10 protein-coding genes are annotated in these 12237 nt (G+C 69.0%); 5 read left to right on the top strand and 5 right to left on the bottom strand.

The genetic code is table 11. The annotated features are described in order from the left end of the window. The first annotated feature begins 70 nt into the window (after positions 1–70). Together OZ403_RS27060 and OZ403_RS27055 are read left to right on the top strand one after the other, a co-directional pair. Positions 71–982 (top strand): LysR family transcriptional regulator, encoded by a 912-nt coding sequence (locus OZ403_RS27060; protein ID WP_442929626.1) that lies wholly within the window; start codon positions 71–73, stop codon positions 980–982. 103 nt (positions 983–1085) lie between these two features. Beyond that, positions 1086–2657: an aromatic amino acid hydroxylase gene (locus OZ403_RS27055; protein WP_140796600.1), complete on the top strand. Its 1572-nt coding sequence runs from the start codon at positions 1086–1088 to the stop codon at positions 2655–2657. 2 nt (positions 2658–2659) lie between these two features. On the opposite strand, the gene OZ403_RS27050 is transcribed toward OZ403_RS27055, so the two are convergent. From OZ403_RS27050 to OZ403_RS27035, 4 genes are all read right to left on the bottom strand, one after another. Beyond that, positions 2660–3160 (bottom strand): SMI1/KNR4 family protein, encoded by a 501-nt coding sequence (locus OZ403_RS27050; protein WP_237077438.1) that lies wholly within the window; start codon positions 3158–3160, stop codon positions 2660–2662. Positions 3161–3253: 93 nt separating this feature from the next. Beyond that, a complete protein-coding gene (mrpC, locus tag OZ403_RS27045) occupies positions 3254–4000 on the bottom strand; it encodes a Crp/Fnr family transcriptional regulator MrpC (protein ID WP_002634092.1) in 747 nt (248 codons plus the stop codon). 273 nt (positions 4001–4273) lie between these two features. Further along, positions 4274–5737: a sigma-54-dependent transcriptional regulator gene (locus OZ403_RS27040; RefSeq protein WP_140794261.1), complete on the bottom strand. Its 1464-nt coding sequence runs from the start codon at positions 5735–5737 to the stop codon at positions 4274–4276. A 7-nt stretch (positions 5738–5744) separates the two neighbouring features. Further along, complete coding sequence (locus tag OZ403_RS27035; protein ID WP_328285466.1) at positions 5745–6719, bottom strand: sensor histidine kinase; 975 nt, start codon at positions 6717–6719, stop codon at positions 5745–5747. 44 nt (positions 6720–6763) lie between these two features. Here OZ403_RS27035 and OZ403_RS27030 point away from each other — a divergent pair, with 44 nt between their 5' ends. The 3 genes from OZ403_RS27030 (at position 6764) to OZ403_RS27020 (ending at position 11017) form a co-directional block, all read left to right on the top strand. Continuing rightward, complete coding sequence (locus OZ403_RS27030) at positions 6764–9640, top strand: fused MFS/spermidine synthase (RefSeq protein ID WP_140876501.1); 2877 nt, start codon at positions 6764–6766, stop codon at positions 9638–9640. A gap of 164 nt (positions 9641–9804) precedes the next feature. Then, the gene (locus tag OZ403_RS27025) at positions 9805–10062 is read left to right on the top strand and encodes a hypothetical protein (RefSeq protein ID WP_174258898.1); all 258 of its coding nucleotides are present in this window, start codon (positions 9805–9807) and stop codon (positions 10060–10062) included. Between the two features lie 175 nt (positions 10063–10237). After that, positions 10238–11017 (top strand): MerR family transcriptional regulator, encoded by a 780-nt coding sequence (locus OZ403_RS27020; RefSeq protein ID WP_268782129.1) that lies wholly within the window; start codon positions 10238–10240, stop codon positions 11015–11017. Here OZ403_RS27020 and OZ403_RS27015 read toward each other — a convergent pair. Continuing rightward, positions 11014–12162 carry a hypothetical protein gene (locus OZ403_RS27015; RefSeq protein ID WP_237079833.1) on the bottom strand — a complete coding sequence of 383 codons (1149 nt, stop codon included), beginning with the start codon at positions 12160–12162 and terminating at the stop codon, positions 11014–11016. The two genes, OZ403_RS27020 and OZ403_RS27015, sit on opposite strands and share 4 nt — an antisense overlap. Positions 12163–12237: the final 75 nt, after the last annotated feature.

Genomic DNA, 12237 nt, shown 5'->3' with positions numbered 1-12237 from the left:
GGAGTTTCGCAAGCATCAATGAAGTCCGGCGGCGCGTCCCCGCTGATGGCGGCGTGCAAGGATGCTGCTCATGCCTCCGCGCAAGCTCGTTCGGCACCTCGTCTGGTTGGAGTCCTTCGCCGCCGCCGTGGAGGCGGGCAGCATCGAGGCCGCCGCGGAGCACCTGGGCGTGGCGCGCTCGGTGGTGAGCGAGCACGTTCGCGCGCTGGAGCTGGCGCTGGCGGATGGTGCGCCGTTGTTGGAGCGCGGGCCCGGCCGTCGCCTGCAGCTCACCGCCCGGGGGGAGCGGCTCTTCGCGGGCACCCAGACGCCGCTGCATCAACTGGACATGAAGCGGCTGCGCGACCTGGCCAGCGCCGAGCCCGTGGTGCGGCTGGGCCTCAACCCGACGCTGTCCTTGTCCCTGGTGGGCGCCGTGGCGAGGGACGCCGCCGCCGCGGACCTCAAGCTGGTGCTCAGCTTCGGAGGGCCCCACGAACTGACGCGCCAGGTGCAGACGCGGCAGCTCGACCTGGCGCTCGACTTCACGCCCCTGCCTACCCACGAAGGCGTGGAGTCGGAGTCACTGCTGCGCATGCCCTTCGTGGTGCTCGCCGGGCCGGACAACGTGCTCGCGCGACAGGCCGCGTCCCGGAAGTCGCTGCGCGTGAAGGACCTGGAGGGGCAGCGCTTCGTGGACTGGCTGCGTGATGACCCCTACGGCGGCGCCAACAGCGCTCGCTTCGCCGCCCACGGCGTGACGGTGGATGAAGTGGGGCGCGCGGAGAGCTTCCTTCTCCTCTACGAGCTGCTGCGCGCGTTCCGCGCCTGCGCCATCACTCCGGACCTGCGCCCCATGCACCCGTTTCCACCGGACCTCCATGCGTGGCCCCTCTTGGAAGAGGAGCCCCAGGCCGTGGAGGTGGTGGCCTTGTGGCCCTCCGGAGCGCTCAGCCCCGGTGCCCGTTTGGTACTGGACGGACTTCGCCGCCAGCCAGGTTAGTTCGACGTTAAAACGACGAAGACGTCGATTTCTGTCGGATTTCCGTTCGCCCTAAGAAGGGATATCTTCAAAGAATAGAAGATTCCGCCTGAGGTGAATGATGATGACTCCCACGGAACGGACGATTGCCCGCCTGCCTGCTCATCTGCGTCGCTACGTGGTGGGCCAGGACTACGCGGCGTATACGTCGCGGGACCAGGCCGTCTGGCGGAACATCCTGGGCTCCTTGCGGGGCCACCTGGCGGACAAGGCGCACCCCGTCTACCTGGAGGGCCTGGAGGCCACGGGCATTGGTTCGGAGTGCATCCCCAGCCTGGATGAGATGAACGAGAAGCTCGCTCGTCTGGGGTGGGCCTGTGTGGGGGTGCGTGGCTTCATTCCCCCCGCCGTCTTCACGGAGCTCCAGGCGCTGGGCGTCCTGGCGATTGCCGCGGACATCCGCACCCACGAGCACATCGAGTACACGCCGGCACCGGACATCGTCCATGAGAGTGCCGGGCACGCGCCCATCATCGCCAACCGCCGCTACGCGGAGTACCTCAAGGCATGCGGGCTGGTGGGCTTCAAGGCCATTGCCAGCGTGGAGGACCAGGCCGTCTTCGAGGCCATCCGCAACCTGTCGGTGGTGAAGGAGGACCCGGACGCCAGCGAGGAGGAAGCGGCGCACGCGCAGGCCCGGCTGGATGCCGCCAGCGCGAGCCGTCGCTACGTCAGCGAGAGCACTCGAGCGAGCCGCCTCTACTGGTGGACGGCGGAGTACGGCCTCATCGGGAGCGTGGAGTCGCCGCGCATCTACGGCGCGGGGCTGTTGTCCAGCATCGGCGAGGCGCAGCACTGCCTGACGCCGGCGGTGAAGAAGCTGCCGCTGAGCGTGGCCTGCGCGGACATGGACTACGACATCACCCGCATGCAGCCGCAGCTCTTCGTGGCGCGGGACTTCGAGCACCTGTTCGAGGTGCTGGCGGAGTTCGAGTCCTCGCTGTCGTGGAAGCGAGGCGGCGACTTCGGCCTGACGGAGGCGCTGCGCGCGCGGACCGTCAATCACCTGGTGCTGGCGGACGGCCGCGAGGTGACGGGCCGGGTGCTGGAGATGCTGGCCGCGCCGCGCGAGGTGGCGCCAGGTCTAGGCACCGCGCTCGTTTGCATGGAGGGGCCCATCATGGCCTCGCGCGGCGGGCGCTCCCTGGACGACAAGCCGTGGAGCGGGCCGGCGCTGGTGGCGTTCGGCGCGGGGACGTTGCCGGAGCGCGGGCCCTTCAAGCTGTCGCTGGAGAGTGGGCTGGAGCTGGAGGGCTTCGCCACGGACGGTGGCCAGGTGCTGGCGCTGCGCGGCCGGTTGGCGGGGCGCGAGCTGGCGCTGCCCGCGGTGGCGAAGCTCTTCGTCAGCACGCACCTGCCCTCGGTGGCGGGTGGGCCTTCGGACCCGGCGACGTGGGACCGCTGGTACGGCGAGCTGAGCGCCTTCTCGGAAGGGGATGGCGAGGAGAAGGCCCGCTCACGCAAGGCCCTGGCGCTGCACCCAGCGCTGGCCGCGCTCTACCGCGAGGTCCGGAAGATGCGGGAGACGCACGCCGTGAAGCCGGAGCGGTTGAGCCAGATTGCCGCGGCGGCCTCGGACTTCCCGGACGATTGGCTGCTGCGCGCCGAAGTGGAGGAGCTGCGCCGCCGCGTCTGAGGTCAGCGGCCCCAGTCCTTCTCCTCCAGGCCCTCCCGGAGGACCCAGCGCAGGTGCTCGTCGAAATCGAAGGTGCAGCCGGAGACGTCGGGCTCTCCGTCCAGCAGCCACGTCGACAAGTCGAAGTCGTCGTGGCGCGCCGGGAAGATGAGCCGCCCGGTGTCGCGACGCATCCCCGTGTCGAAGTAGTAGTAGTCGCTCACGTTCGTGGCTGCGATGTACTGGAAGGGGATGATCCGCTCGCGGATCTTCATCTCGAGGATGGCGGCTTCCAGCTCGTCCTCGTTGTCGCCGAAGCAGCCCTCCTCGATGGTCTCCTTGGACCACTGGAGCGCCTTCAGCAACTCGGTGGGGCTCAACATCCGGGCGCGCTCATGTCCCCGCCAATCCACCACGGAGAACAGGCCGTGCTGGGAGATGAAGTCGAGGTAGGCCTGGGGAAGCAATGCGCCCAGCGAGGACTCCAGGACGTGGAGGTCCTGGGCGGTCACTCGGGAGGGCACCGTTCGCTGGAAACACCACGGGCCCGGCCACGCGGCATGCGCATGGTCAGGCCCGTCTGGTGTCCTGCTTCCCGTTCGCCGCGGGCGCGCGGACTACTTCTCCTTGCCGGCGATCTTCCGCAGGGCCTTCTGGTCACGCACGCAGAGGATGCGGCCGACGTTGCCGAGCACACCCTCGCGCTTCATCTCGTTGATGAGCGTGGACACGAAGGAGCGGGAGGCGCCCACGAGGTCCGCGAGGTCCTGCTGGGTGATGCCGCGCAGGTCCGTCTCGCCGCCGTGCGGGCAGCGCTCGCCGTGCGCTTCAACCAGGGTGAGCAGGGTGTCCGCCAGGCGGGCCGGAACCTCCTTGAACGTCAGGCCCAGCACGCGCTTGCGCAGGGCACGCACGCGCTCGGCGTAGGCGCGGACCACGTCCACCGCCAGGGCCGGACGGGCCTCCAACTGGGCGCGGAAGTCGCGGCCCTCGATGCTCCAGACCTCGGCCTCACCGGCGGCGATGGCCATCTCTTCAATCGGCGTGCCCTCGGGGCGGAACAGCTCGCCGAAGAGGTCGCCCGGGCGGAGGATGGACACCACGGAGCGGGTGCTGTTCTTGCCGATGCGCATCAGGCGCACGCGGCCGGACTTCAGCAGGTAGACGCGGTCGGTGTTGTCACCGGGGCGGTAGATGGTCGAGTTGTGCGGGAAGGACTCGACCTTGAAGTAGCCCTTGAAGTCGATGGCTTCCTGGCCGGGCACCAGCTTGTTGGCGGTGACCATCATCCCGGAGCTGGTCGTCTGCAGCGGCGCCACGACGTTGGAACCGATGGGGCCGAGGGGGCGGTTGAATCCGTGCATGGCATTACTCCTGGGAAGGAAGCGTAGGGAAGTCGGGCCGTCTGCTTCAGCGGCGAACGGGACTTCCCTTCTCCAAGGTTCATGCCAGCGGGAATTGAAATGCCGCCGGGACAACACCTCCTGAAATGCCGGGTACTTAGCGCTACAGGCCCGCACCAGACCCCGTTCTGTGTCCAAAACCTGAAACAGAACGTTCAAACAGTCTGATCAATTTGAACGAAACGTTCAAACCGGGGGGAGGAGTGTCGGAGCAGCGACACTGTCCAAGAGTGCTCACGACGCATCCTTCACAGGGAAGGTGTGCACTTGAGTGCTCTGGCCCTGTGCAAGACCGTACTTCTGGAGCTTGCGCTCCAGGGTGGGCCGGCTGATTCCAAGGATCTGGCAGGTGCGACCCTTGTGCCCCTTGGTGACGGTCATCGCACGGGCGATGAGTTGGCGCTCGGCCTCTTCCAAAGTGGGAATCAGGCTGGCGTCGTCCTCGGCCGGCGCGGCGAACATGGCGCTGGCGGTGTGGGCAGAGGTGGCCCGGCCCGGTTCCGGCGCGGGGAGGGGTGACTCCAGGGCGGGCAGGTCGTCACCGCGCAGGACGTCACCGGGGGCCAGCACCACGGCGCGGGTGAGCACGTTCTCCAACTCACGCACGTTGCCACGCCAGGGCAGGCGGGTGAGGCGCTCCATGACCTCGCCGGGCACGCGGGTGACGCGCTTGTGGACCTTCTCGTTGATGCGCTCGAGCAGGTGCTTCACCAGCGGGGCAATGTCCTCGCGCCGCTCGCGCAGCGGGGGAATCTGGAGGGTGATGACCTTGAGGCGTTGGTAGAGGTCCTCGCGGAAGCGGCCGGCCTCTACTTCCTCCACCAGGGCCCGGTGGGTGGCGGCGATGACGCGGGCGCGCAGCTTGATGCGTTTGACGCCGCCCACGCGCTCGAACTCGCGCTCCTGCAGCACGCGCAGGAGCTTGGCCTGGAGCATCAGCGACATGTCGCCAATTTCGTCCAGGAACACCGTGCCGTCCTCGGCCAGCTCGAACTTGCCCGGCTTGCCCGCCGTGGCGCCGGTGAAGGCGCCCTTCTCGTGACCGAAGAGCTCGCTCTCCAGCAGCGTGTCGACGATGGCCGAACAGTTGATGCCGATGAAGGGCCGGGGCTCGTCGTAGGAGTAGTTGTGGATGACGCGGGCGATGAGCTCCTTGCCGGTGCCGCTCTCGCCCGTGATCAGCACGGTGGCGTGGCTGCCGGTGACCTTTCCAATCTCCTTCACCAACTGCTGCATCAGCGGGCTGGTGCCCACGATGTCGCCCAGGCGGGCGGCGGCGTTCTCCCGGTGGACCTCGTCCGCGCGGCGCGACAGCTGGCGGTATTCCAGTGCGCGCTCCACCACCAGGTCCAGGGCGGCCGGGTCCGGGAAGGGCTTGTGGATGTAGTCGAAGGCCCCGGCCTTCATGGCCCGGATGGTGGTCTCCATGTCGTGGTACGCGGTGACCAGGATGATGCGCGCGTCCCCGCACAGGCCCTTCATCTCCTCGATGATTTCCAGGCCCGTGCGGTCCGGGAGCATCATGTCGAGGATGACCACGCTGGGCATGGCCTCCTGGGCGGCGCGCAGTCCTGCCGCGGCGCTGGTGGCGGTGGCCACCTGGTAGCGGGGCTGGCCGTCCTGCTCGATCTCCTCGAAGTGCATCTTCAGCGTTTCGAGGAGCGAGACGTCGTCGTCGACGATGAGAAGGGTCTCCATGGCGCTCTCAGGTGGCGAACGTCAGCGTCAGCACCACGCCCGGCTCGGCGCTGCCCCGGGCGGCCACGTCTCCCCCCACGCCCATCATCACCCGGCGCAGGGCGGCCAGGGACAGACCGGCGCCCCGGGCCAGCCGGGAGCCGAAGGGCTCGAAGAGCGAACCGTTCTCCTCGGGCGGCAGGGCGGCGGCGGGGTCATGGAGCACCATCATCACCTGGTGGGGGCCACCCCGGCGCAGGGCCACCTCCACCGGGCTGCCCTCCGTCTGGCCCATGGCGACGTTGAGCAGCACCTGGGCCAGCACGGGCCGCAGCCGCGTCGGGTCCACCCGGACGCGGGGCAGGTCGGGCTCCTCGTCCACGCGGACCTCCACGCGCCGCTCGGCCAGCTCGGGGGCCACCATCTCCGTGGCCTCCTGCACCACGCCGCGCAGCGGATGGGCGTCCATCTTCGGGGTGGTGTCGCGGCCGTATTCGGAGAGGAGCCAGAGCATTCGCTCCATGGTGCGAATCTCCCGGTTGGCGATGGTGAGCCGCCGCTTGTCCCGGTCATTGAGGCCTGTGTTCCGGGCCAGCGTCTGCACCGCCATCTTCACCGAGGAGAGGGGGTTGCGAATCTCGTGGCTGAGCGAGGAGGACAGCCGTGAAATCTGCACCGGGGGGGCGCCGTCCAGCACGGCATTGAGATCCAACACGGTGGCACAGGCCTCGCCGCCGTCCAGTCCCAGGGACAGGCGGAGGGGGCACGCGTCCTCGCCGCCGAGGTTGGCGGAGACGAACTCCACGGCGCGGCGGTCCTCGCGGGCGCGGGCGTCCAGCTCACGGGCGCGCTTGGGCGACACGCCGAGGACCTCGTGGAGCGGCTGCTCCAACAGGGCCCCGGCGGGGCGGCGCAGGATGCTGGAGAGGTCGCCTTCGGCGCGTGTCACCCGCAGGCTTGGAGTCCAGGCGAGCATCGCGGCTTGCAGGAGATGGGTGTTCATTTGATGGGCCTGAAACATACCGACTAAGGTTCCGCGCTGTCCCCATGTCATCTACGGCGCGTTTTCCTAAGAACCTTGTGGCCTGCCTCCTCTTCCTGTCCGGGGGCACTGCGCTTGTCTACGAACTCGTCTGGTCCAAGTATCTCGGGAATGTCCTGGGGAACAGCGGCCAGGCGCATGCCGTGGTGCTCGCCACGTTCATGGGAGGGCAAGCGCTGGGGGCATTTGTCTTCGGGCGGACAGCCGACCGGGCAAAGAACCCCCTGGCCCTTTACGGTCTGCTGGAGCTGGGCGTGGGCCTGTACGCGCTGGCCTTCCCCTATGTGCTCGATGTGCTGGGGGCGCTATGGCTGAACGTGGCCCCGTCCGTGCCGGATGGCTGGCGACTGGGGCCCCGGCTGCTGGTCTCCTCCGCGTCGCTGCTGATTCCCACGCTGCTGATGGGCGGCACGCTGCCGGCGCTGGTGCGGCACTTCGCCTCCAGCCTGTCGGGGGTGCGCTACGAGCTGGCGCGGCTCTACGCCGTCAACAGCCTGGGCGCGGCGGTGGGTGTGTTCATCGCCGGGACGAAGCTGGTGCCCGCCATCGGCCTGTCCTCCTCGGCGGGGCTGGCCGCGGGGCTCAACATCCTGGTGGCGCTGGCCTCGCTGGGGCTGGCCCGGCGCTTCCCGCCCGCGCTGGTGCCGGGACAGACGCCTCCCGCGGAAGCGGGCGACGCGGAGGTGTCCTATCCGCGCATCGCGGTGAGGGCAGCGCTCATCGGCGTGCTGCTGTCGGGCTTCACGTCCATGCTGTACCAGGTGACGTGGATCCGCCTGCTGTCCATCGTCCTGGGCGCGTCCACCTACGCCTTCACGCTCATCCTCACCGCGTTCATCATGGGCATTGGCCTGGGCAGCTTCTGGCTGATGACGCGCAAGGGACAGGTGGACTCGCTGCGCCTGTTCGGCCGGCTTCAGGTCGCGCTGGTGGCCAGCATCTGCGTGGCGCTGCCGCTCTACGTCCGGCTGCCGCACCTGTTCCGCAAGGCGCAGTGGATGATGACGCGCTCGCTGGATACCTGGCCGCTGTTCCAGGTGCTGACCTTCGGCTTCTGCTGCCTCGTGCTGCTGGTGCCCACCTTCTTCATGGGCGCGGCCTTCCCGGCGGCGGCGCGCGTGGCCACGGCCAAGGTGTCCGAGGTGGGGCGCCAACTGGGCGGCGTCTACTTGTGGAACACGGTGGGCACGATTACGGGTTCGGCGCTGGGCGTGCTGGTGCTGATGCCGTGGTGGGGCATGGAGGGCAACTTCATCGCGGGCGTGGCGGCCAATCTGCTCGGCGCGGGGCTGGCCTTCCACGCGGCTCCCGGCCGTCCCGCGCAGCCGGCGCGTGCCTTGTGGCCGGTGGCCGCCACGGCGGTGCTGGCGCTGGTGGTGCTGGGCGGGATGAGCGGCTGGGCGGTGCGGTTGTCGGGCATCGCCTCCATCCGCTCCCACGAGAAGCCGCCGGAGAGCTACGCGAAGCTGGTGGCGGACACGGAGGCCATCATCCGCCCCATCTTCTACCAGGACGACACCTTCGCCACGGTGATGGTGGCGGACGCTCCCGTGGACAACCTGCGGTTCATGAAGCTCAACGGGAAGGTGGACGCGTCCAACGGGAGCGACGTGGAGACGCAGGTGGTGGCCGGCCACCTGGGCGCCCTGTTGCACCCGCGCGAGCCCAAGTCGGTGCTGCTGGTGGGCGCCGGCGCGGCCATTACCGCGGGCAGCGTGCTGGTGCACCCCGTGGAGCACCTGGACATGGTGGAGATCGCGCCCGCCGTCATCGACGCGGCGCGCCTGTTCAAGGCGGACAACCGCAACGCGGTGGACGACCCGCGCACCCACGTGCACGTGGATGACGCCAAGACGTTCATGGCGCTGTCGCCGCGCAAGTACGACCTGGTGGTGAGCGTGCCGTCCAACCCGTGGGTGTCCGGCGTGTCCGGCCTCTTCACGCGGGACTTCTTCCAGACGGTGGACCGGCACCTGGCGGACGACGGCGTGCTGGTGCAGTGGATCCACACCTACGAGAGCAACGAGGACCTCATCAAGCTGGTGGTTCGCACCCTGCGCGACACCTTTCCGCACGCCACCACGTGGCTGGGGCCGCATGACCTGGTGATGGTGGCCAGCCGCAAGCCCCTGGCCTTCGATGCGGCGCGCCTGGCCGAGCGCATGGGGCATCCGGAGGTGCGGAAGGACTTGTCCCGCGTGGGCATCAACGACGTGTTCGCGCTGCTGTCCAAGCAGGTGCACAGCGAGGCCGGCCAGCTCGAGTTCGCCGGTGAGGGACCCATCAACACGGATGACCACAACCTGCTGGAGTACGCGTCGCCCATCGCCTTCTTCGTGTCGAATCTGGACGTGCGCGTGAGGGACGAGCGGCGCGCGCCCGAAGGGGCGGACCGCCTCTTCCTGCACGACTACGTCCAGCAGCACCCGCCCACCGCGGAGCAGGCCGCCGGGCTGTACCGGAACATCGAGCGCTACCATGCGCCCAATGACCCCATGGTGCGCGGCGCGGCCGCGCAGTGGCGGCGGCTGGCCCCCGACAGCCCCGAGTCCGCCCTGGCCCTGGGCAAGGCGGCGCTGGCTCAGCAGGATTTGACGCTGGCCGCCTCGCTCCTGGAGCCCGAGGTGGCGCGGGGCGGACGCGAGCCCGCCCTGGTGACGGCCTACCTGCGGCTGGTGACGGCCCAGACCTGGGCTTCGCGCACCATGTGGACGCCTGTAGGTGCCCTGCACGACACCGTGTCCATGGGGCGCGAGGTTGCGGCCCGGCACCCGGACGACGAACATCTGGCCCGGGCGCTGCGCTCACTCTGCGAGGCGCTGCCTCGTTCGAGCTGCGAAGGCTCCGCCCAAACGCCCGTCGCCGCCCCTGGGAGCCCCTGAAATGGGGCCTTGGATCATCCAAATCGGGCCAATTGCCCGGAATCACTGAGAATTCCTGGCATCCTCCCGATGACCGATGGAGGTGGAAGTGGGATCTGCCCTAGGGTGCGAATCACCCAAGCAGCAGGGTGTCTTTTCCACCACTGCAATCCCCGGAGAGTTCCATGAAGGCGATCTCGAAGAAGCAGCAGCTCCGCAAGGCTCGTGGCCAGGGCATGACTGAGTACATCATCATCGTCGCCCTCATCGCGATCGCCGCCATCGGCGTGGTGACCCTGTTCGGCGACAACATCCGCAAGCTGTTCGGCGCCTCCGCCGACGCGCTGGCCGGTAACGCCTCCGTTGAGTCCGAGGCCACCGAGCGTCAGCGCCAGCTGGAGAAGAAGACCATCAAGACGTTCGGCCAGAACAACGCGTACTGAGCCGCGTCCTTCCGGGGGGAGCCATACCTGCCTCGTGCGGGTGGCTCCTCTCGGGCGGCCGAGGTCGAGGGCTGAGTCGTCAGCCCGGTGCCCGGCCGGAAGTGGCAGCACCCCCGCCCAGGGGCTTGACCCTCACGCGACGTGAGGCCCTACACCTCCTCTTCAAGAGGTGGAGATGGCCCTGACGGTGAGCCAGGTCGCCCGGCTGGCGAAAATCAGCATCCGCGCGTTGCACCACTACGACGAGCTGGGCCTGTTGTGTCCTTCGGACCGCAGCGAGGCCGGCTACCGGCTCTATTCACAGGCGGACCTCCAGAAGCTCCAGCAGGTGCTCTTCTTCAAGGAGCTGGGCTTCCCGCTGGAGGACATCCGCCGCATCCTGGGCGACCCCACCTTCGACCTGCGCACCGCGCTGCGGATGCAGCGGCAGCTCCTGACGGAGCGGGCCGCCCGTCTGGACGCGCTGATGCACGCCGTGGACGCAGCGCTGGACGCGCTGGAGAAGGGGACGCACGTGGACAAGGAAGCGATGTTCGAGGCCTTTGGCGACTTCGACCCCTCGAAGTACGAGGAGGAAGCGAAGCAGCGCTGGGGGAACACGGAGGCCTACAAGGAGTCCGCGCGGAGGACGGCGCGCTACAAGAAGGAGGACTGGAAGCGCATCAAGGAGGAGGGGGATGCCCTCTTCCAGGCGTTGGCGGACCTGCTCGCGGCGGACACCCGGGCCGCGTCGGCCGCTGCCATGGACCTGGCCGAGGCGCACCGCCAATACCTGGGCAAGTGGTTCTACGCGTGCCCTCCCGCCATGCACCGGGGCCTGGGGGAGATGTACGTGGCGGACACGCGCTTCACGGAGAACATCGACAAGGTGCGCCCTGGCCTGTCGTTGTTCCTGCGGGACGCCTTCGCGGCCAACGCGGAGCGGCAGGGGGCCTCCGATGCTCCTTGCGGCTAGCTGAAGCCCAGCCGCTTCAACATCACCGCGCGGATGGAGGGAATCCGGAAGCGGTAGATGAGGGCGTCCGCGAAGTAGTGCGCCAGCACCACCGCGAAGCCCAGGGACGTCATGGCGCGCAGCAGGGGGTGCGTCTCCGCCACGCCCATGTTGCTGCCCAGCGCGCCGCGCACCACGCCCTGCTGGAGCAGGCCGTGCACCGCGCCCAGCGCCAGCAGGGGCAGCATGGACGCAATCATGGCCGGGACGATGAACTTCCTCGGCAGCCGGGGCGTGTCACCTTCGCGGGGTTCCAGCATCCGCGCGGTGAGCATGTAGTACTCCAGGCCGTGCATGCCGGGCAGCATGACGTAGCCCCAGGTGGGCGCCACCAGCACCAGCCCGGTCGCCGTCGCCATGGCCAGGAGGTAGAGCACCTTGGGCCCGCTGACGGCCTCCGCGCGCAGCACCGTGCGGAACAGCAGCATGAAGTAGCCCAGCCACACCGCCAGCAGCACCCCCAGCGCGCCGTGCGGGAGCACCGCGCCCTGGCCAATGTCGAGGTACGCCGGCGCATCGGGCCCGGGAGCCTCCGGCACGAAGAAGATGCGCACCAGCAGCAGCGTGAGCAGCAGCGGGACGTACATCTGTTGCAGCTTGCGCTCCAGCGCCGACGCGCCGGGCAGGCCGGCCTTGCCCGCGCGCAGCCCGTGGAGTGACCAGATTCCCCGGTGCTGGGACAGGGTGTGGTGCGTGCCGAAGACGTTGAAAATCACCGCCACGCCATACGTGTGCGCCGTGCGCTCCGCGTAGAAGGTGAAGAAGAGCACCGTGCCCACCGCGAGCATGCCCAGCGAGCCCGCCAGCACCTGCCGGGGTTGACCCGGGGCGGACGTCAGCACGTCCCGGTGCACCGCGAAGAGCAGGAACGTGAGGATGACGTGGGTGGCGTTGCCGAGCAGGTTCTGCGCCGTCCAGGCCGACAGACGGTGCGCGCCTTCCGCGGCGCCCGGGGCCAGCCAGACGTTGGCGGCCGCCGTGCACAGGGCCAGGGCCAGGGGCAGGGCGACGATGAGGGCATCTGCCCGCGGTGAGAAGAGCCACAAGCCCCGGAAGGCCAGCGCCCCTCGCGGGGAGGGGGCCGTCACGGGAGACGGGGAGTTCACGGCGGGGCTCAGCGGCGTCATACCGTACGGACCCTAACATGCTCGCTGGCGGCGGCGCCCCTCGCGCCGCGCCGG

The organism is Myxococcus sp. NMCA1, assembly GCF_026810205.1.
Taxonomy (GTDB): Bacteria; Myxococcota; Myxococcia; order Myxococcales; family Myxococcaceae; genus Myxococcus; species Myxococcus xanthus_A.
This window is presented reverse-complemented; position numbering and strand designations above follow the sequence as displayed.